General features: G+C 71.6%; 17 protein-coding genes. 5 read left to right on the forward strand and 12 right to left on the reverse strand.

Annotated elements, in window-relative coordinates:
- Position 1: 1 nt before the first annotated feature.
- Together ACFWXC_RS26205 and ACFWXC_RS26210 are read right to left on the reverse strand one after the other, a co-directional pair.
- Complete coding sequence (locus ACFWXC_RS26205) at positions 2 to 1360, reverse strand: MFS transporter (protein WP_384482483.1); 1359 nt, start codon at positions 1358 to 1360, stop codon at positions 2 to 4.
- 27 nt (positions 1361 to 1387) lie between these two features.
- Positions 1388 to 1825 (reverse strand): MarR family transcriptional regulator, encoded by a 438-nt coding sequence (locus tag ACFWXC_RS26210; protein ID WP_351702944.1) that lies wholly within the window; start codon positions 1823 to 1825, stop codon positions 1388 to 1390.
- A gap of 181 nt (positions 1826 to 2006) precedes the next feature.
- Between ACFWXC_RS26210 and ACFWXC_RS26215 the strand changes: the two genes are divergently transcribed.
- A complete protein-coding gene (locus ACFWXC_RS26215; RefSeq protein ID WP_351737173.1) occupies positions 2007 to 2201 on the forward strand; it encodes a ribbon-helix-helix protein, CopG family in 195 nt (64 codons plus the stop codon).
- A gap of 10 nt (positions 2202 to 2211) precedes the next feature.
- Here the strand turns inward: ACFWXC_RS26215 and ACFWXC_RS26220 are convergent, their stop codons facing one another.
- The gene (locus ACFWXC_RS26220) at positions 2212 to 3663 is read right to left on the reverse strand and encodes an NCS2 family permease (protein WP_384482485.1); all 1452 of its coding nucleotides are present in this window, start codon (positions 3661 to 3663) and stop codon (positions 2212 to 2214) included.
- A 112-nt stretch (positions 3664 to 3775) separates the two neighbouring features.
- On the opposite strand from ACFWXC_RS26220, the gene ACFWXC_RS26225 reads away from it, so the two are divergent.
- Together ACFWXC_RS26225 and ACFWXC_RS26230 are read left to right on the forward strand one after the other, a co-directional pair.
- Positions 3776 to 4033 carry a DUF2530 domain-containing protein gene (locus ACFWXC_RS26225; protein WP_365800011.1) on the forward strand — a complete coding sequence of 86 codons (258 nt, stop codon included), beginning with the start codon at positions 3776 to 3778 and terminating at the stop codon, positions 4031 to 4033.
- Positions 4034 to 4145: 112 nt separating this feature from the next.
- Positions 4146 to 6545 (forward strand): HAD-IC family P-type ATPase, encoded by a 2400-nt coding sequence (locus tag ACFWXC_RS26230; protein ID WP_384482487.1) that lies wholly within the window; start codon positions 4146 to 4148, stop codon positions 6543 to 6545.
- A 92-nt stretch (positions 6546 to 6637) separates the two neighbouring features.
- On the opposite strand, the gene ACFWXC_RS26235 is transcribed toward ACFWXC_RS26230, so the two are convergent.
- The 4 genes from ACFWXC_RS26235 to ACFWXC_RS26250 all read right to left on the reverse strand — a co-directional run bounded on the left by ACFWXC_RS26235 (position 6638) and on the right by ACFWXC_RS26250 (position 12763).
- Positions 6638 to 7471, reverse strand: coding sequence for a hypothetical protein (locus ACFWXC_RS26235; protein WP_384482489.1), 834 nt, complete (start codon positions 7469 to 7471; stop codon positions 6638 to 6640).
- Between the two features lie 159 nt (positions 7472 to 7630).
- Complete coding sequence (locus ACFWXC_RS26240) at positions 7631 to 8560, reverse strand: hypothetical protein (RefSeq protein ID WP_384482491.1); 930 nt, start codon at positions 8558 to 8560, stop codon at positions 7631 to 7633.
- A 93-nt stretch (positions 8561 to 8653) separates the two neighbouring features.
- Positions 8654 to 9412, reverse strand: a complete 759-nt coding sequence (locus ACFWXC_RS26245; RefSeq protein ID WP_384482492.1) for a calcium-binding protein — start codon at positions 9410 to 9412, stop codon at positions 8654 to 8656.
- A gap of 234 nt (positions 9413 to 9646) precedes the next feature.
- Entirely contained in the window at positions 9647 to 12763 is a 3117-nt protein-coding gene (locus ACFWXC_RS26250) for a sacsin N-terminal ATP-binding-like domain-containing protein (protein WP_384482494.1), read from the reverse strand.
- A gap of 201 nt (positions 12764 to 12964) precedes the next feature.
- Between ACFWXC_RS26250 and ACFWXC_RS26255 the strand changes: the two genes are divergently transcribed.
- The gene (locus ACFWXC_RS26255; protein ID WP_384482496.1) at positions 12965 to 14143 is read left to right on the forward strand and encodes an MFS transporter; all 1179 of its coding nucleotides are present in this window, start codon (positions 12965 to 12967) and stop codon (positions 14141 to 14143) included.
- Here the strand turns inward: ACFWXC_RS26255 and ACFWXC_RS26260 are convergent.
- The 5 genes from ACFWXC_RS26260 to ACFWXC_RS26280 all read right to left on the reverse strand — a co-directional run bounded on the left by ACFWXC_RS26260 (position 14050) and on the right by ACFWXC_RS26280 (position 17460).
- Complete coding sequence (locus ACFWXC_RS26260; protein WP_384482498.1) at positions 14050 to 14559, reverse strand: GntR family transcriptional regulator; 510 nt, start codon at positions 14557 to 14559, stop codon at positions 14050 to 14052. The two genes, ACFWXC_RS26255 and ACFWXC_RS26260, sit on opposite strands and share 94 nt — an antisense overlap.
- Positions 14560 to 14757: 198 nt before the next feature.
- Positions 14758 to 15183 carry a MerR family transcriptional regulator gene (locus tag ACFWXC_RS26265; protein WP_384482499.1) on the reverse strand — a complete coding sequence of 142 codons (426 nt, stop codon included), beginning with the start codon at positions 15181 to 15183 and terminating at the stop codon, positions 14758 to 14760.
- Between the two features lie 13 nt (positions 15184 to 15196).
- Positions 15197 to 16198: an MDR family NADP-dependent oxidoreductase gene (locus ACFWXC_RS26270; protein ID WP_384482501.1), complete on the reverse strand. Its 1002-nt coding sequence runs from the start codon at positions 16196 to 16198 to the stop codon at positions 15197 to 15199.
- A gap of 54 nt (positions 16199 to 16252) precedes the next feature.
- Positions 16253 to 16465: a hypothetical protein gene (locus ACFWXC_RS26275; RefSeq protein WP_384482503.1), complete on the reverse strand. Its 213-nt coding sequence runs from the start codon at positions 16463 to 16465 to the stop codon at positions 16253 to 16255.
- Positions 16466 to 16533: 68 nt separating this feature from the next.
- Positions 16534 to 17460 carry a DUF3027 domain-containing protein gene (locus ACFWXC_RS26280; protein WP_384482505.1) on the reverse strand — a complete coding sequence of 309 codons (927 nt, stop codon included), beginning with the start codon at positions 17458 to 17460 and terminating at the stop codon, positions 16534 to 16536.
- Between the two features lie 396 nt (positions 17461 to 17856).
- On the opposite strand from ACFWXC_RS26280, the gene ACFWXC_RS26285 reads away from it, so the two are divergent.
- Entirely contained in the window at positions 17857 to 19257 is a 1401-nt protein-coding gene (locus tag ACFWXC_RS26285) for an MFS transporter (RefSeq protein ID WP_384482507.1), read from the forward strand.
- Positions 19258 to 19265: the final 8 nt, after the last annotated feature.

The following is a 19265-nucleotide window of genomic DNA, read 5'->3' on the forward strand; positions in this document are numbered from 1 at the left end:
CTCACGCGGCCGGGGCGAGCTCCTCCTGGTCCTCCCGCTCCTCGCGCGGGACGAACCGCACCCGCGGGTGGCCGCCGTACCAGCCGACCGACAGGCGCAGGTTGCCGACGCGGGCCAGGACCAGGCCGATCGCCATGGCCGCCGCGGCGGCTATGGCACCGCCCACCGCCAGGCCGGCGCGGACGCCGTACGCGTCCGTGATCCAGCCGGCGATGGGTGCGCCGATGGGGGAGCCGCCCATGAACACCATCATGTACAGGGCCATCACCCGGCCGCGCATGGCCGGGTCGGTGCCCATCTGGACGGTGGTGTTGGCGGTGACGTTGACCGTCATGCCGAACATGCCGATCGGGACCATGAGCAGGGCGAACAGCCACAGGGAGGGGGCGGTCGCGGCCACCAGTTCCAGGGCGCCGAAGACGACCGCCGCCGCGATCATCACCCGCAACTTGGCGGTGCCGCGTCTGGCCGCGAGCAGGGCGCCGGCCAGGGAGCCGGCCGCCATCAGGGTGTTGAAGAGGCTGTAGGAGCCGGCGCCCGCGTGGAAGACGTCGTCCGCGAAGGCGGAGAGGTAGACGGGGAAGTTGAAGCCGAAGGTGCCGACGAAGCCGACCAGGATGATCGTCCAGGTCAGGTCGGGGCGGCCGGCCACATAGTGCAGGCCCTCCCGCAGCTGGCCCTTTCCTCTCGGCGCCCGCTGCACGACGTGCAGGTCACGCGCGCGCATCAGCAGCAGGCCGACGATGGGGGCGACGAAGGACAGGCCGTTGAAGAGGAAGGCGTAGCCGGTGCCGACGCCGGTGATCATCAGGCCGGCGACGGCGGGGCCGACCAGGCGGGCCGACTGGAAGTTCGCGGAGTTGAGGCTGACCGCGTTCTGCAGCTGGTCCGGGCCGACCATCTCGGAGACGAAGGACTGGCGGGCCGGGTTGTCGACGACCGTGGCGAGACCGACGACGAAGGCGGCGAGGTAGACGTGCCAGACGTGCACATGGCCGGAGAGGGTCAGCAGCGCGAGCGCGATGCCGGTGAGGGCCATGGACGTCTGGGTGACGAAGAGTGCGCGCCGCTTGTTCAGCCGGTCGACGAGGACTCCGCCGTAGAGGCCGAAGAGCAGCATCGGCAGGAACTGCAGGGCGGTGGTGACACCGACGGCGGTCGCGGAGCCGGTGAGGCTGAGAACCAGCCAGTCCTGGGCGATGCGCTGCATCCAGGTGCCTATGTTGGAGACGACCTGGCCCGCGAAGAACAGGCGGTAGTTCCTGACCTTCAGCGAGCCGAACATCGAGGACCTGCGGGATGCGGGGGTAGTAGGGGCGGTCGGTGCGGGGGCGGAAGGTGCTCCGGATCCCGTACTCAAAGTGGGTTCGCCTCCTCGTTCAGGGGTTTACAGGTGTGCGAGCTTCTCCAGGACGGGGGCGGCCGCGCGGAGCTTGGCCCATTCGTCCTCGTCGAGGCCGTCGACCAGGCCGGCCAGGAACGCGTTGCGCTTGCGGCGGCTCTCTTCGAGCATCGCCTCGGCCTGCTCGGTCTTGGTGACGACCTTCTGGCGCCGGTCCTCGGGGTGCGGCTCCAGACGGACCAGTCCCTTGGCCTCGAGCAGCGCCACGATGCGGGTCATCGAGGGCGGCTGCACATGCTCCTTGCGGGCCAGCTCACCGGGGGTGGCCTGGCCGCAGTTGGAGAGGGTGCCCAGCACCGACATCTCGGTGGGGCTCAGTGACTCGTCGACCCGCTGGTGCTTCAGCCGTCGCGAGAGTCGCATCACGGCGGAGCGGAGGGAGTTCACGGCGGCCGCGTCGTCGCCATGGGTAAGGTCCGGCATGTCCTTAGAGTAACTCATTACCCTTTCTAAGGACCACCCGGGCGCGCCGGTGTGCCCGTGACCTCGGCCACTGAACCCGGGAGCCCGGGGGTATCGCCCAGAAAACATCGCGTCACCCTTATGGGTGAGTCGAATCCGGAAAGTGACGCATCGGGCGCCCGGATGTGGCGCCCTCGTATGCATGGGGACCAGTGTGCTCAGCCTGCGGATAGACAAAGAGCTGCTCGACCGGCTCCGGCACCACGCGGCGAAAAGGGGAATGAGCGTCCAGGACTACGTGGTCCGGACGCTCATTCGGGACGATTTCGACGAGCGGTTCTCGGCCGCCGTCGAGGAGACGGAGCGGTTCTACGGCGACCAGGTGAAGGTCACCTGACCCCGGGAGGTCACGTGAGGCCGAGGGCCGGCATCAGGTAGTAGAAGGCGAACACCGCCGCGACCACGTACATCGCCACCGGGATCTCCTTGGCCCGGCCGGCGGTCAGCCGCAGCACCACGAAGGTGATGAAGCCCATGCCGATGCCGTTCGTGATCGAGTAGGTGAACGGCATCATCACCATGGTCACGAAGGCCGGGATCGCGATGGTGTAGTCGGCCCAGTCGATCTCCTTGATCGAACCGGCCAGGATCAGGAAGCCCACCGCGAGCAGCGCCGGGGTGGCGGCCTGGGACGGGACCATCGTGGCGATCGGGGTCAGGAACAGCGCCACGGCGAACAGCGCGCCGGTGACGACGTTGGCGAAGCCGGTGCGCGCGCCCTCGCCGACGCCCGCCGTCGACTCCACGAAGCAGGTGGTGGCCGAGGAGGAGCTGGCACCGCCGGCGGCGACCGCGACACCGTCGATGAAGAGGACCTTGTTGATGCCCGGCATGTAGCCCTGGGCATCGGTCAGCTTGGCCTCGTCGCTGACGCCCATGATCGTGCCCATGGCGTCGAAGAAGCAGGACAGCAGGACGGTGAAGACGAAGAGGATGCCGGTCAGCACGCCGACCTTGTCGAAGCCGCCGAACAGGCTGACCTTGCCGAGCAGGCCGAAGTCCGGGGTGGAGACGGGGTTGCCGGGCCACTTCGGGACGGTCAGGCCCCAGGTCGTCACATGGGCGACGGAGTTGATGATCAGCGCCAGCACGGTCATCGCGACGATGGAGATCAGGATCGCACCGGAGACCTTGCGGACGATCAGCCCGAGGGTCAGCAGCACGCCGAGCACGAAGACCAGGACCGGCCAGCCGTTGAGATGACCGTCGGTGCCGAGCTGGAGCGGGACGGTGGTCTGGGCGACGTCCGGGATCCGGGTGACGAAGCCGGAGTCCACCAGGCCGATCAGCATGATGAACAGGCCGATACCGATCGAGATCGCCTTGCGCAGGCTGTAGGGCACGGCGTTCATCACGCGCTCGCGCAGGCCGCTGGCGACCAGCAGCATCACGATGAAGCCGGCCAGCACCACCATGCCCATCGCGTCCGGCCAGGACATCCGGGGCGCCAGCTGGAGGGCGACGACGGAGTTCACGCCGAGACCGGCGGCGAGCGCGATCGGGACGTTGCCGATGACACCCATGAGCAGCGTGGTGAAGGCGGCGGTGACGACGGTGGCGGTGACCAGCTGACCGTTGTCGAGCTGGTGGCCGTACATGTCCTTCGCGCTGCCGAGGATGATCGGGTTCAGCACGATGATGTACGCCATCGCGAAGAACGTGGCGAAGCCGCCGCGCACCTCGCGGGCGAGGGTGCTGCCCCGCTCGGAGATCTTGAAGTAACGGTCGAGCGCGCCGTACGCGGGGGTCGCACCCGGCTGTTCGGGAGCGGGGGCCTGAGTGGGAGCCGGGGTCGACATTGGAGGTTCCTACGATCAGAAGTAGCCAGACACAAACGGTTTCAGTATGAACGTATGAGTCCCAGACCGCTATCTCCGCGCGTAGACCCCGGGGATGCGTAAGCTGAGGACCATGGCGAAGTGGACCCCCAAGCACGAAGCGCCGGAGCCCCTGGAGGGCCCCGTCGTCCCGACCATCGTCGGCGGCACGATCGTCTGGTTCGTCCTCTTCCTGGTCCAGCTCCCCTTCTACGGCTGGTACGCCGACCACGGCCACACCTGGTGGGTGTGGACCTGCCTGGCCGGCGGCGGTCTCGGGCTGATCGGCGTCTGGTACGTGAAGAAGCGGGACGCGGCCATCAAGCGGGCGGCGGCGGCCCGCACCCTGTAGGGGAGTCCGTACGGGTCGCTCTACAACCAGGGCACGACTTCACTCCTCCCCTGGTCGGATCTTCCGGGCACTCGGCAGGTGAACGCGCAAATCCGCACGTACCGTCGAACGTATGACGCACATCGACGCGGGCGCGGAACTCGACCCTGTGCATCCGGTCCCGCTGCCGGCCCCGCCCCGGCCGAGCGGGCTGACCGCCGCCGAGGTCGCGGAGCGGATCGCGCGCGGCCAGGTGAACGACATTCCGGTGCGCAGCAGCCGCTCGTTCGGCGAGATCGTGCGCGCGAACGTCTTCACCCGGTTCAACGCCATCATCGGTGTGCTGTGGGTGATCATGCTCGTGGTGGCGCCGATCCAGGACAGCCTGTTCGGCTTCGTGATCCTCGCCAACACGGGCATCGGCATCGTGCAGGAGTGGCGGGCGAAGAAGACCCTGGACTCGCTCGCGGTGATCGGCGAGGCGCGGCCGACCGTGCGCCGCGACGGGGCCGCGGTGGCGGTGGGCACGAGCGAGATCGTGCTCGACGACCTCATAGAGATCGGCCCCGGCGACAAGATCGTCGTGGACGGGGTGTGTGCCGAGGCCGACGGCCTGGAGATCGACGAGTCACTGCTCACCGGCGAGGCCGACCCGGTCGTCAAACACCGCGGCGACCAGGTGATGTCGGGGAGTTTCGTGGTGGCCGGCGGCGGCGCGTTCACGGCGACCAAGGTCGGCCGGGAGGCCTACGCGGCCCAGCTGGCCGAGGAGGCCTCCCGCTTCACGCTCGTCCACTCCGAGCTGCGCACCGGTATCTCGACCATCCTCAAGTACGTGACCTGGATGATGGTCCCGGCCGCCATCGGCCTGGTCGCCACCCAGCTGGTCGTCAAGAACAACGGCCTCAAGGACGCCGTCGCCCGCACGGTCGGCGGCATCGTCCCGATGGTCCCCGAGGGTCTCGTCCTGCTCACCTCCGTCGCCTTCGCGATCGGCGTGATCCGGCTGGGCCGCCAGCAGTGCCTGGTCCAGGAACTCCCCGCGATCGAGGGCCTCGCCCGCGTCGACACCGTCTGCCTCGACAAGACCGGCACGCTCACCGAGGGCGGCATGGACGTCACCGAGCTGCGGGCGCTGGACGGGTTCGACGAGACGTACGTACGCAAGGTGCTGGGCTCGCTCGGCGAGTCGGACCCGCGCCCGAACGCCTCCCTCCAGGCGATCATCGACGCCTACCCCGACAGCGACGACTGGCGGTGCGTGGAGTCGCTGCCCTTCTCCTCCGCCCGCAAGTACAGCGGGGCGACCTTCAGCGAGGGCGACGGGGAGCTGAGCACCTGGCTGCTGGGGGCACCGGACGTGCTGCTCGCCGACGGCAACCCGGCGTTGGCCGAAACCGTACGCCTCAACGAGGAAGGGCTGCGGGTGCTGCTGCTGGCCCGCGCCACCCGGGACCTCGACCACGCGAAGGTGGCCGAGGGCGCCCGCCCCACCGCCCTGGTGGTCCTGGAGCAGCGGCTGCGTCCCGACGCCGCCGACACACTCCGCTACTTCGCCGACCAGGAGGTCCGGGCGAAGGTGATCTCCGGCGACAACGCGGTGTCGGTCGGCGCGGTGGCCGCCAAGCTCGGCCTGAGCGGTACGACGGTGGACGCGCGCCGGCTGCCCGCGGAGCGCGACGAGATGGCCGAGGCCCTCGACGAGGGCACCGTCTTCGGCCGGGTCACCCCGCAGCAGAAGCGGGACATGGTGGGGGCGTTGCAGTCACGCGGGCACACGGTCGCGATGACCGGGGACGGCGTCAACGACGTCCTCGCCCTGAAGGACGCCGACATCGGTGTCTCGATGGGCTCGGGCTCCGAGGCCACCCGGGCGGTCGCGCAGATCGTCCTCCTCAACAACAGCTTCGCCACGCTGCCCTCGGTGGTGGCCGAGGGGCGCCGGGTGATCGGCAACATCACCCGGGTTGCCACCCTGTTCCTGGTCAAGACGGTCTACTCGGTCCTGCTCGCGGTGCTCGTGGTGTGCTTTCAGGTCGAGTACCCCTTCCTGCCCCGGCACCTGACCCTGCTGTCCACCCTCACCATCGGCATCCCGGCCTTCTTCCTGGCCCTCGCCCCCAACAAGGAACGGGCCAGACCGCACTTCGTCCGCCGGGTGATGCGCTACTCGATCCCGGGCGGGGTGCTGGCCGGCGTCGCGACCTTCGTGACGTACCTGCTCGCCCGCCACTACTACACGGGACCGGGCGCCCTGGACGCCGAGACCAGCGCCGCGACCCTCACCCTGTTCCTGATCTCGATGTGGGTCCTGGCGATCATCGCCCGCCCGTACACCTGGTGGCGGGTGGTGCTGGTGGCCTCGATGGGCGTGGCGTTCGTGTTCGTCCTCGCGGTACCGGCCCTGCAGAGCTTCTTCGCGCTGAAGCTGGTGGGGACCGTGATGCCGTGGACCGCGGTCGGCGTGGCCGTGGTGGCGTCGGCGGTGCTGGAGGTTCTGTGGCGGTGGGTGGAGCGGAAGTATCCGGTGTGATGCGGTTGCGGGGAACCGCGCGGCCCGGTGGGGGTTGATCGCGCAGTTCCCCGCGCCCCTTACGGGGCACTGCCCCCTAGAGGGGTTTCCTTCTACTGCACGTCGACGTAGTCGCCCGTGGCGCTGACCGCCGGGGTCGTGGAGGTACCCACGAAGGAGAAGCGGTAGTAACCGTCGACCGACGCGGTGGTCGTGGTCTTCAGGGCGCCCGTGGAGGAGGACTTGATCGTCTTCAGCGTGGTGTAGGTGCTGGAGGTCTTCTTGCGGAACTGGAGCTTGACCGACTGGCTGCCGTAGCCGCCGTACTTGGCGGTGTCCCAGTTGGCGCGGGTCAGGGAGCCGGTGACCGTGATGGTCTTGCCCTTCTTCACCGGCTCGGGGGCGGCGTTCACCGTCAGCTTGGACGCGCGCTGGACCAGGGTGGTGGCGAGGCCGCTCTGGTCCTTGTAGCCGACCTTGCTCAGGTCGGGGTTGGTCACGCTCTGGCCGTTGAAGGCGACGGCCTCGGCGGCGACGCTCCAGCTGCCGGCCCAGACGCTCTTCAGGTCGCCGTCGGCCGGGTAGATGTCGACGGAACCCGTGCAGGTGGCGGTGGTCGCGGAGGTGGCGGTGCAGGTCGCCGAGTCGGCGTCGCCGTACAGCTCGGGGGCCGTGTCGCTGTAGGAGCCCTTGTAGAGGAAGGCGTCCGTGTAGAAGTCCTTCGCGGTGATGTCCACGTCGGCGCCGTGCGTCAGCTTGTACGTGTACTTGACGCTGACCTTGGCGGTGGTGCCGACCTTGACCGCCTTGGCGATCGACAGGTTCGAGAAGCTGGCGTTCAGCGTGTACGGGGTGCCCGAGTCGCCGGCGGCCTGTGCGGCCGGGACTGCGAGGGCGGAGAGGGCCAGGGCGCCGGAGACGGCGGCCACAGTGGCACGAATGCGCATGGATTCCCCAAGTGGAGAACAGTGGGCACGAGGCCCAAGTGATCTAGGGAGTCTGTTGACTCGGTGATCAGATCCACGAGGGGCAGGAGTGGTTGTACGGACGAGACGTAATCCGGTCAGATTTTGATTCCTTTGCGACCGGATTACGTCTCCTTTGGATTACTTCACGTCGACGTAGTCGCCCGTCGCGTTGACCGCCGGGGTCGTGGAGGTACCCACGAAGGAGAAGCGGTAGTAGCCGTCCACCGTCGCCTTGGTCGTCGTCTTCAGCGTGCCGGTCGAGGACGACTTGATGCCCTTGACGTTCGTGTAGGTGCTGGAGTTCTTCTTGCGGAACTGCAGCCGCACGGACTGGGTGGCGTAGCCGTGGTACTGGCCGTCGTCCCAGTTGGCGCGGGACAGCTTGCCGGTGACCGTGATGGTCTTGCCCTTCTTCACCGGCTCCGGGGCGGCGTTCACCGTCAGCTTCGACAGGCGCTGGAGCTTGGTGGTGGCCAGCTTGTCCTGCTCGGCGTAGCCGATCTTGCTCCAGTCGTCGCCGGTCGGGTCCTGCCCGTTGAGGGCGATCGCGAAGCCGAACGCCTTCCAGCTGGTGGCGTCGGCGTTGGAGAGCTGCTCGTCCGCGTAGACGTCGATGGTGCCCTTGCAGCTGGCGGTGGTCGTCGAGGTGTCCGTGCAGGACGGCCAGTCCACACCGAAGAGCTCGTTCGCGGCGTCGTCGATGGTGGTGCCGCGGTAGATCTCGACGTCCATCAGGAAGTCGTCCGCGTGGATGTCGACGTCGGCGCCGTGCGTCACCGTGTAGGTGACCGGGAACGTGCCGTGGGTGGTGGTGCCCGCGACGATCGGCTTGCCCTTGTTGACCTGGACGTTGGAGAAGGACAGGTCCAGCGCGTAGGGGGCGCCCGCGTCGGCCGCGGTCGAGGCGGTGTACGCCGACCGGCCGGCGGTGCCCTGGTGCGCCTGGGCGAGCTTCGCCAGGCCGGAGGGGCTGTAGGAAGAACCGCCGGCGGCCTGTGCGGCCGGCACGGCGAGGGCGGAGAGGGCCAGGACGCCGGAGACGGCGACCGTGGTGGCGCGTATACGCATGTGGCTTCCTCGGAGAATTTAGAGCGGGAGAGGAGGCGTGGGGGGTGGTGGTTGCGGGGCGAAGGCGTTTCTCCTTCACCCCGCGCAGCAGACCTACTTGACGTCGACGAAGTCGCCCGTGGAGCTGACCGCGCCGGTGGTCCCGTTGCCCGCGAAGGAGAAGCGGTAGTAGCCGTCCACCGTCGCCTTGGTCGTCGTCTTCAGGGCGCCCTTCGAGGTGGCCTTGATCGACTTCACCGTGGTGTAGGCGCTGGAGCTCTTCTTGCGGAACTGCAGCTTCACCGACTGGCTGCCGTAGGCCGAGTACTTGAGGGACTCCCAGTTGGCACGGGTCAGGCTGCCGGTCACCGTGAGGGTCTTGCCCTTCTTCACCGGCTCCGGCGTGGCGTTGGCGGTCAGCTTGGCGGCGCGCTGGAACTTGAAGGACCCCGCCTTGTCCGCCGTGATGAAGTCGTCGTCGTTGGCGTCGATCCACGTGCTGACGTACCAGGTGCCGGCGTTGGCGTTGCTGAGGAAGTCGACCTTCGGGTCGATCTTCACGGAGCTGGTGCACGTCGAGGTGGTGGAGTCGACCGCCTTGCACGTCGGCTTGGAGCCGCCGTAGTAGCCGTAGTCCGGGCCCTCCAGCGAGATGTACGCGGCGTCCGCGATGCCGGAGTCGTCCTTGGCGGTGACGCTGACCTTGACGGTCACCGCGCCGGACGTGCCCACGACCACCTTGTTGTCGCCGTCGACGACGACCTTGGTGATCGCGGTGTCCCCGTATCCCCCGTCCGCCTGGGCGGCCGGCACGGCGAGGGCACAGAGGGCCAGGGCGCCCGTGACCGAGGCCCCGATGGCTCGTATACGCATGTGTTCCCCACGTTGAGAGGGCGCCGACGGCCGTCGTCCCCACGGCCCGTCCGGCCGCCGGAGCCCATTTCGATCAAGGAGTCTTACTGACTCGTGTGATCAGACTTCGCGGTCAGGGGAACGGTTGTACGTGCCGGACAAGTTGTGCCCAATCTGTGAAGCCCGGCCGAACCGGCGGCCCGGGTTCCCGGTGTCACCACCGACCAGGTTCCCGGTCGAACCACCCCCGGGTCCTCAGTCGAACCAGCGGTCCCGGGCCAGTTCCTCCGTGCGGGACGGGTCCTCCAGCAGGGCGGCCACCTCGAAGCGGCGCGGCCACTGGCCGGCCGCCCAGGCGAGTCCGGCGGCGACGCCCTCCAGGGTGGCGGCGTGCAGGACGCCGTCCCCGGTGAGCCGCCAGTCGATCTCGACGCCGTCGACCAGCAGCTCCTCGTGTTCGACGTAGGTCTCCGGGGTGCGCGGCCCGAGCAGGACGTGCACCGGCTCGGGGACGTCGTGTTCGGTGCCCTCCGAGTCGACCGACCCCGTCACCGACTCGCTCAGCCGCCGCACCTGGAACAGTTCGGCCAGTTCGGCGGCGCGGGCGGGCCGTACCGGGAGCAGCGGGACGCCGGCCGTGAACGGCAGCAGGTCCGGGGAGTCGACGACCACCGCGTCCGCCGCGTCCACCACCTCCACCCGGCCGTCGATCACCGTCCGCAGCTCGTCGGGGAGGGTCACCTGCTCGGGGTCCAGGTCCGCCAGCGCGCCGTAGAGGGCGTGCAGTTGGGCGCCGGTGACGGAGCGGTCCGGGTCGGCGAGGCGGTCCAGGAGTTCGGCGGCGCCGCCCGGCTCGTCGAGGAGGGCGGCGACCGAGGTCCGTACCCCCAGCGCCCGCAGCACCTGCTCGTCCTCGAAGCCGGTCGCGTCGGCCTCCTCGTAGAGGCCGCGGAGGAGGGGGTCGCCGCCGGCGGCCAGCAGACCCGCCGGGCGGCGGCCGTCGAGGACCGGATTGCCGCGCAGCCACCATGCCGTGTACGGCCGTACGACCTCGTGGGTGCCGTCCGGCAGCAGGATGCGGACCGGTTGGGTGAGGGCGTCCCGCAGCGGCGGCTGGGCGAGCAGCGCGAGCGCCTCGGGCCAGTGGTCCTCGTCGACGAGGTCGAGGTCGCGGACGGCGATCAGCTCGGTGGCGACCGGGGGCACGGGCGTGTCCGGGAAGCGGTCGAGGATGTCCTCGCACCAGACGTCGACGGCGTCGAGGAGGCCGGCATCGTCCGGTTCGGCGAAGTCCCCTTCGCGGGGCTCCAGTTCGTCCGGGTCCAGGACGACGTCGGTGGCGCGGACGAGGGCGAAGTTCGCGAGCACCCCGCAGGCGGCCAGCGGCTGCTCGCCCCACTTCTCCGCCAGGTCGGCGGCCACGGCGGCGAGTTCGCCTTCCCTGATCACCCGGGCGAACGGGCTGCCGGGGAGGACGAGTTCACCGGCGGGGGCCGGTTCGCCGTCCTCGTCGGGCAGGGCGAGGGCGCCCAGCCAGGGCTCGTCGCCGGGTTCCAGGCCGGCGTCCCGGACCAGGGCGAGGACCGTGTCCGCCAGCTCCTCGGCGTCCGGGGTGTCCTCCTCCCAGTTCACGCTTCCCTCGTCGTCCAGGGAGGCGGCCACGGCGGCCCGTACCTGCGGGGTGGTGAGGACCGCGCGCGGGGTCGCGGGCAGGGCGCCGAGCTTCTCCAGGAGGGGGTGGGCGGCGTCCTGGTGGGCGACCTTGAGGCCGAGCCGGGCCAGGACCTCGGGGTCGATGGCCGCGTCCGCGGTGGGCAGCAGGATCTGGCGGGGGCCGATCGTCGTACGGCCGTCGGCGAGCGGCACCGGCAGGCCCGACAGCCGCTCCGGGTCGACGCCCGCGAGGCTGTCGTAGAGCCGCCACCACCAGTCCGGGTCCTTCTCCAGGCCGGCCAGGCGGTCGACGGCGTCGGCGAGCGGGAGGCGGCTGACGGACAGCGTCCGCAGTTCCACGCGGCGTTCGAGACCGGCGGGCAGGAGCGTGGGGAGCACCTCGGCGAGGACCCGGACCGTGTCCGCGCCCGCCCCCTCCACGATCTCGGCGTCCCGCGGCCGCAGCGCCTCGGGAAGCTCGCTGTCGTCGCCGGCCTCGACGGCGGGCGGCAGGAACGCGGTGCGCGGCAGCCGCTCCAGGATCGCCTGGCGCAGCGCGCCGTCCAGCTCGCCCTTGCCGAGCGGGCCGGGCACCAGATGGATGATCCCCTCCCCCACCGGCCGCCAGCCGGCGAGGAGTTCGGCGTACGCGTCGGCCGCGCGCTGCACCAGGAAGTCGGTGAGCGGGCCGGGGGCGGCGTGCCGGCGGGTGGTGTCGAGGGGGAAGGACGCGATGAGCAGGGCGGGGACGCCGAGGGGCTCGTCGCTGGGGGTGGGGGCGTGCAGCACGGCGGCGGTGCGCGGGCGGTCCGGGGCACCCGCGCCGTCCGTGGGCACGGCCCAGGTCAGCGACCAGTGCGGGCGCAGCCGCTCCTCCACCGGCCGGCCGGCGAGCAGCTCCGGGGTGAGCGGGCCGTGCGCGGAGACGGTACGCCAGCGGGTCGTGCCCTCCTGGGAGTCGGCTACGACGGTGAGCTCGCCGTCGGTGCCGCGGCGCAGGGTGCGCACGGTGTCGCCGGTCTCGACCACGACCTCTTCCAGCCCTGGCAGGGCGAGCAGGAGGGCGTCGTCGACGGCGGCGAGGAGACGCTCGGCGAGATCGGTGGCCGCGGTGTCCCTCAGCGGCAGGATCACGACCGTGTCGTACGGGTCCGGGGCGGTGCCCTCGGCGGCGAACGGGAGCCGGAGCAGCGGCACATGGCCGTCCCGGCGACGGATCTCGTCGCCCAGCCCGCCGCTCTGCCGGGCGGTCTCCTCGGCCAGTTCCCGGGCCTCGGCGAGCGACCACCGCACGCCACCGTGGCGACCGACCACCGCGGGCTCGTCCGTCACCGCCAGCACGGCGGCGAAGCCGACCCCGAACCGCCCGACGGCACTCTCGGTCTCCTCCCGCTTCGCGGAGGCGCGCAGGGTGGAGAGGGACTCGACGCCGGCCGCGTCCAGCGGGGCGCCGGTGTTGGCGGCGAACAGGACGCCGTCGCGGAGGGTGAGCCGGAACCGGCCGGGGACACCGGCGCGGGCGGCCGCGTCGGCGGCGTTCTGGGCGAGTTCCACGACGAGCCGGTCCCGGTAGCCGCCGAGGACCAGGTCCTCCTCGGCGTTGGCGTCCTCACGGAACCGGGCGGGGCTGGTGGCCCAGGCGTCGAGGACACCGCGGCGCAGGCGGTCGGTGCCGAAGGGGTCGGCGCCCTCAGCGGCCGGCCGCACGAACTTGCTCACGTTTTCTCTCCTCGTCGACGAGAGGACGAAGGTACCGCGCGCCGGGGGTCCCCCCACCCGCCCACCCGACCCGATCAGCCGACAGGCGCCCGCCCGGTCCCCGGCCCGATGGCCGCCCGGATCCCCCTGCCGTACCTTGACGGCAGAATCGGGTTCGTCGGCGCGTTGGTGGCTGGGTGACGCGTCTCCTCGACATGCCCGATGGAGACATCAGTGCCGTACCGCTCCCTGCTGCGCGTCGCGGGCGTGGGCTTCTTCCCGCTGGGATTCCTGGCCCGCCTGCCGTACGCCTCCGCGGCCCTCGCCACCCTCGTCCTGCTGCAGTCCTCGACCCACAGTTACGCCTTCGCCGGTCTCGCGAGCGCCACCCAGAGCATCGCGACCGCCATGGGCGGCCCCCTTCTCGGGACCCTGGCCGACCGGCACGGCCACCGACGCGTCGGCGTCCTCGCCGCGCTCGCCAACATCGCCGCGTGGGCGGGCCTGTTGGCCGCGAGCCACGGCACCCGGGCCGGCATGCTCGCGGCCGCCGGTCTCGTCGGCCTGACCCAGCCCCAGGTCGGCCCGCTCGTCCGCGTGCACTGGTCACGTCTGATCCACCGGCGCGGCGAGCACCGCCTCCTCCCCGCGGCCCTCTCCTACGAGGCGGCCGCCGACGAACTGAGCTTCGTGGCCGGCCCGGCGCTGGTCGGCGTACTGGCGACGGTCACCCCCCACGCCCCGGCCACGACGGCCATGCTCCTGCTCACGGCGGCCACGCTGCCCTTCGCCCTCCGCTACGCCGACGGCACCCCCGCACGCGCTGCCGCGGGTGCGGGCGAGCGCCCCCTGCCGTACCGCCCGCTGGCCGTGCTGTTCCTGGCGATGGCGGCCATGGGGGCGGTCTTCGGCGCGGTGCAGACGGCGGTCACCGTGTACGCCGACACGATCGGCGAGACGGGCGCCGCCGGACTCGTGTACGCCGAGTTCGGCATCGGCAGCGCCGTGGCCGGCGCGGCCTGCGCCTGGCTGCCGCGACGGTTCTCCCTGCGGGCGCGGTACGTCACGTTCGCCGCTGCCCTCTTCGTCGGCATGCTGCTGCTGTTCGCGGGCGCCCGCGTGCTGCCCCTGCCCGCCGCCGTGCCGGTGGCTAGCGTCACCGTGGCGCCGTACATGATCACGCTCTACGCCCTCACCGAACGGCTCGCCCCGGCGGAACGGGCCGCGACCGCGATGACCGTACTGTGCGCCGGGGGTCCCTTGGGCACGGCCGCCGGCCAGGCCGTCTCCGGCGTCCTCGCCGAGCCCTACGGCACCGAGGGCGCCCTTCTGGTCGCCCTCACGGCAGCGGCCGGCGCACTCCTGCTGGCGGCAGGGGCCGCCCTTCGGAGGCGTACGTGACGACGACCGACCACAGCACCTCGTCGGCCCTGTGCAGGGATCCGCCCCCGCCACAGCTGTAACTGGAGTTGCCCCCGGCGCGACAGGAGCCGGGGCTTCGCGGGCGCGGGCGCGCTCGTGCGGGCGGACCGCCGCGCCCGCGGCGTCATCAGGTCCTCCGGCAGCACCCGGGCGACATACGTGCCCGAGCCCTGCCGTCCCTCGATGTAGCCCTCGGCGTACAGCTGCGTGTAGGCGTTGAGCACCGTGTTGCGGGCGACGCCGAGCTGTTCCTGGAGCGCACGCGAGGCCGGCAGACGGGTCCCGGGCTTGAGCCGGCCGTCGAGGATCGCTTCGCGGAGCCGCCGGTACAGCTGGATGTGGAGAGGCTGCCCGGAGTTCCTCTCCAGGTCGCCGTTGAGCGAGGTGAGGTCCATGAGTGGCTCCCCTCGGCGCACTGCACGCGGATCTGCTCGATGGACCGATCCAACCACGGGGTGGCACACCCGCAGCCGCGCGCCGTCGCTCGGTCCGGACGTGGAGCCGGCACCGCACCACGGAGGAAAACGCCCTCTTGGTTCGGGTTTCAGCCTCCGAGGCCGGGAACCGCGGGCGTCAGCCCGGCCGTTCGGAGATCAGCGCTCGGGTTCGGGCGCGGGAACGCTGCCGCTGGGAGGGGTCGGCGGCCCCGGGGCATCCCACGGCCCGCCTGCGGCTGCGGCGAGGTTCCGCCGTACGTACGTGAGGCGTGCGATCTGCGCGTCCAGGGTGGCCAGGCGATCGGCCACGACGTCGCTGAACTCGCCTGGGGGGCTGCCACAGGATGCGGGCGGGGTCCGGGCGAGGAGGTCCAGGCGGTGGGCTCGGCGGCGGAGGTCCTCCAGGGTGAGGCCCAGAGCCAGCAGGTCGCGGATCACCCGGACGCGGGCCACCTCGGCAGCGCTGTAGTCACGTTGGCCGGACGGAGTGCGTGGCGGGGGCGGGAGCAGGCCACGGGCCTCGTACAGGCGCAGAGCGCGCGGTGTGGTGCCGGCTGCCGCCGCTGCCTCGCCGATCCGCATGTGCTCCCCCGTCCTACAGTTCCACGACGGCCGCCCCGAAGGAGCGGCCCGCAATCAGTTCCGGCAACGCCTCCGGAGCGCGCTCGATTCCACGGAACGGGGTGTAGGGGAACTGGATCTCGCCCGTCCGCAGCCAGTCCCCGAAGCGGGCCTCCCACTCCGCCTCGACATCCGGGTGGTCCGTGCCGTGGTAGCCGGCGATCGTGATGCCCCTGTTCAGCAGCCGGAAGGTGTCGAGCACGGCCGGCGCGCTCCCGCCCGCTCGGTCCGGGGACAGCTGCCCGTCCAGTGCGCCCACCAGGGCGAACCGGGCACCCCGGTTCGCCGCGTGGACGGCAGCCGTCAGCTGTTCGCCGCCCACGGTGTCCAGGACGACGTCGATGCCGTCCGGCGCCGCCTCGGCGAGCTGTCCGCCGATCGGTCCCGCTCCGCGCAGCACGGTGGCGTCGTAGCCGAGTTCCCGCTCCAGCCTCCGAGCCTTGTCCGGTGAGCCGGTGCTGCCGACCACCCGGGCGGCACCCAGCAGCCGGGCGATCTGGCCCGCCAGGGTGCCCACGGCACCGGCGGCGCCGGTCACGAACACGGTGTCGCCCTCCCGGACCCCGGTCAGCCGGGTCAGCGCGCCGTACGCCGCGGAGCCCTGCGCGAGGTGGGCCACCGGGTCGGGCAGCGTGCCCTCCAGCGGCCTGCACTCGGCAGCGGCGGGTGTCGCGTACTCCCGCCAGCCCTGGAGGTGCAGCACCAGCCGGCCCTTCTCCAGCGGCCCGTCGACCACCTCGCCGACCGCGGGGCCGAACAAGGTGTCACCGGGGCACAGCGGCGGCAGCGGGACGTCGCGGGTCTCGCCTCCGATGAGGGTGCGCAGGCCTGGGAACACCAGGAAACGGGTGTTGCGGACGAGTACCCGGCCGTCCTCGGGACGGGGGACGGGGACCCGCGCCAGGGTGAAGTCGTCCGCGGTCGGCAATCCGGCGGGGCGGCGGACCAGGCGCACGAGGCGATGCGTCGCGTTCATGTCCGGACGCTAAGCCCTGACCCATGGGTCAGGGGCAAGTCCCGGCTGCCGCGTCTACGGCCGGGCGCGTTCCTTCTCGTGGTCGGCGATGGGGTCCTGGATACCCCGGTCCACGTCGGCCGCGTTCCCGCACCCGATACAGAAGGCCAACTGGAGTGCCCCCTCGCGCAGTTCGCCCGGGCTCAGTTCGCCGTTGCGCAGCGCCCCGAGAGCCTGGACGGCCGGCCGCTCTGCCGGTCCACCGGCTCGCGGACCGGCTCCCGCCACCCCGCCGTTCCACGCCCCCGCGGAACCTCCGTCCGCTCCGGCCCGCAGGCGGACGGCCGGGCTGCCCGCTACGAGTGACCCAGCTCCGCAGACGTCTCGTCCTCCGTCGCCGGTACCGAGCCGGAGTCGGAGGCGGGGCGGAGCGGGAAGGGATCGACACGGGTCTCGTCGATCACCGGGGGTGCCACCACCGGCGGCTTCGGCATCACCGCGGCCTCCGAGTGGCCGCCGCAGCCGTAGGAGAAGGAGACGACCCGGCCGTCGGCCGGGGAGAACTCGTTGGCGCAGACGCCGAAGGCCTGGCCCAGGGAGCCCCCGATGGGGGTGAGGAAGCCGCAGCTGACGCACGTCGCGGGGGCCGCCTGGGCCATCGGGGTCTTGGCGCCGAACGACTCCTCCCAGCGGTCGGCGGCGATGTGCAGGCCGTAGCGGGACAGGACGCGGGCGCGGCGCATGCCCAGTTCCTCGGCGACCGACGCGATCGTGCCCCGCGAGGGGACGGTGGGCAGATGCGCGGGCGTGCCCGCGGTGACCTCGGCGTCCTCCGCCTCCGCCAGCTCCTCCATCTCCGCCGAGACCGGGGAGTTCGGCTCCGGCCCGTCCTCGCCGGTGTAGCCGGGCTCCAGACGGAGATCCTCGGCCTCGGTGGGGAGCAGGTCGCCGGGGCCCATGTCGCCGGGGCGCAGCCGCTCGCTCCAGGGCACCCATTCGGGGGCGAGGAGGGCGTCGGAGCCCGGCAGGAGGACGACCTCGTCCAGCGTGACGACCTTGGCGCGGGAGGCGCGGGCCACCGTCACCGCCCAGCGCCAGCCGCGGTACCCGAGTTCCTTGCACTCGAAGTAGTGCGTGACGACGCGGTCGCCCTCCGCCACCGCTCCGGCGTGCTCGCCCACCACTCCGGGTGCGGCGGCCTCCTCGGCGGCGGTCCGGGCGAGGTCGACCGCCTCGGCGCACAGGCGGTCGGGGGTGCGGCTTCGCGTTGTCGCTGCGCTCACAGGTATCGCTTCTCTCCTACGCCGTCTCACGAGTGCGGCTGCCTCCGGCGGTGGGGCGAACGGAGCGGACCTGTGGGCCGCATCGACGTCCGCGTCCGATCGCGCTCGGGCGCACCTCTGCCATCCATTGTGCTTTATGGCTGAGATAGGCACGCTACCCCGTCGCCGGTAGTGGGGGACAGTCCGCCGCGATGCCTGCGCGGCGACGGGGGGCCGACAGCGGGGGGTGCCGGGCGGGGTTGTGGGCCGGTGCGGGTGGGTGGGGGCTGGTCGCGCCCACGCGGCGGAGCCGCATATCGATTCAGCCCCGCGCCCCTGCGGGGCGCTGCGGTCCCCTCCGACTCGCTTGGTCACAAAGTGCACTAGGAACTGTCGTCTCAGGGCACTATGAACGACGTGGCAACCGCGAAGTCCCCCCAACACACCGTCGGGGTCGGCAGCGGTGCGGGCCGGGTGCGCGGTGCCGTCCGCTCCGTCGGGCGTGCCCTGCACCTCCCGGTGACCGGTACCGCCCGGGGCATCCGCAAGGCCACACACGCGCACGGCGCCGGCGAGTCCGGCCTGGGCAAGCTGATCGAGCTGCACGCGGTCAACGGCGCGGGCGATGTCATGATCACCATCGCCCTGGCCTCCACCGTGTTCTTCTCCGTGCCGACCGACGAGGCCCGGGGGCGGGTGGCGCTCTATCTGGCCATCACCATGGCGCCCTTCACCGTTCTCGCCCCGGTCATCGGTCCCCTCCTGGACCGTCTTCCGCACGGCCGCCGCGCCGCGATGGCCGGCGCGATGCTCGCCCGGGCGCTGCTCGCGCTGATCATCTCGGGGGCGGTGGCCAGCGGCAGCCTGGAGCTGTATCCGGCCGCGCTCGGGGTGCTGGTCGCGTCGAAGGCGTACGGCGTGGTGCGCAGTGCCGTCGTGCCCCGGCTGCTGCCGCCCCGGTTCTCCCTCGTGAAGGCCAATTCACGCGTCACCCTCGCCGGGCTGCTCGCCACCGGTGTGGCCGCCCCGATCGGGGCCGGGCTGCACGCCGTCGGCGACCCCTGGCCGCTCTACGGCGCCTTCGTGATCTTCGTTGCCGGGACGATTCTCTCCTTCACCCTCCCCTCGAAGGTCGACTCGGCCAAGGGCGAGGACGTGGCCCTGCTCGCCGCCGACGAGGACCATCTGCACGGCCCGCTCCGCAAAGGGGCGAAGCGGCCGGGGCTGCGAACGGTGGGGCCCGCCGTCACGCACGCGCTCGGCGCGAACGCGACCCTGCGCTGCCTCTCCGGCTTCCTGATCTTCTTCCTGGCGTTCCTGCTCCGCGAGCACCCGCTGACCGGCGAGAGCGCGGCGGTGTCGCTGGGGATAGTGGGGGTCGCCGCGGGCGCGGGCAACGCGCTCGGTACGGCGGTGGGGGCCTGGCTGCGCACCCGGACACCGGAGATCATCATCGTGACGGTGGTCGCCGTGGTGCTGGGGACGGCGATCGTCGCGGCCCTGTTCTTCGGCGCCTTCCTGGTGGCCGTGCTGGCCGCGGTGGCCGGGTTCGCGCAGGCGCTGGCCAAGCTGTGCCTGGACGCGCTGATCCAGCGGGACGTGCCGGAGCAGGTGCGCACCTCGGCGTTCGCGCGCTCGGAGACGCTGCTCCAGATGGCCTGGGTGTTCGGCGGCGCGGTGGGCATCGTGATGCCGCTGAACGGCACCTTGGGCCTGGTGGTGGCCGCCGTGATCGTCGCGGCCGGCTGGCTGGCCACCCTGCGCGGCCTGCTCAGCACGGCCCGGCACGGCACCCGCCCGCGGCAGAGGGTGGCCTGAGAAACGCA

The organism is Streptomyces sp. NPDC058683, from assembly GCF_042716195.1.
Taxonomy (GTDB): domain Bacteria; phylum Actinomycetota; class Actinomycetes; order Streptomycetales; family Streptomycetaceae; genus Streptomyces.

Coding starts and splice junctions, on each gene's coding strand:
- ACFWXC_RS26210 (WP_351702944.1), bottom strand. CDS start 1,825: ATGCCGGACCTTACCCATGGCGACGACGCGGCCGCCGTGAACTCCCTC.
- ACFWXC_RS26215 (WP_351737173.1), top strand. CDS start 2,007: ATGGGGACCAGTGTGCTCAGCCTGCGGATAGACAAAGAGCTGCTCGAC.
- ACFWXC_RS26220 (WP_384482485.1), bottom strand. CDS start 3,663: ATGTCGACCCCGGCTCCCACTCAGGCCCCCGCTCCCGAACAGCCGGGT.
- ACFWXC_RS26225 (WP_365800011.1), top strand. CDS start 3,776: ATGGCGAAGTGGACCCCCAAGCACGAAGCGCCGGAGCCCCTGGAGGGC.
- ACFWXC_RS26230 (WP_384482487.1), top strand. CDS start 4,146: ATGACGCACATCGACGCGGGCGCGGAACTCGACCCTGTGCATCCGGTC.
- ACFWXC_RS26235 (WP_384482489.1), bottom strand. CDS start 7,471: ATGCGCATTCGTGCCACTGTGGCCGCCGTCTCCGGCGCCCTGGCCCTC.
- ACFWXC_RS26240 (WP_384482491.1), bottom strand. CDS start 8,560: ATGCGTATACGCGCCACCACGGTCGCCGTCTCCGGCGTCCTGGCCCTC.
- ACFWXC_RS26245 (WP_384482492.1), bottom strand. CDS start 9,412: ATGCGTATACGAGCCATCGGGGCCTCGGTCACGGGCGCCCTGGCCCTC.
- ACFWXC_RS26255 (WP_384482496.1), top strand. CDS start 12,965: ATGGAGACATCAGTGCCGTACCGCTCCCTGCTGCGCGTCGCGGGCGTG.
- ACFWXC_RS26260 (WP_384482498.1), bottom strand. CDS start 14,559: ATGGACCTCACCTCGCTCAACGGCGACCTGGAGAGGAACTCCGGGCAG.
- ACFWXC_RS26265 (WP_384482499.1), bottom strand. CDS start 15,183: ATGCGGATCGGCGAGGCAGCGGCGGCAGCCGGCACCACACCGCGCGCT.
- ACFWXC_RS26270 (WP_384482501.1), bottom strand. CDS start 16,198: ATGAACGCGACGCATCGCCTCGTGCGCCTGGTCCGCCGCCCCGCCGGA.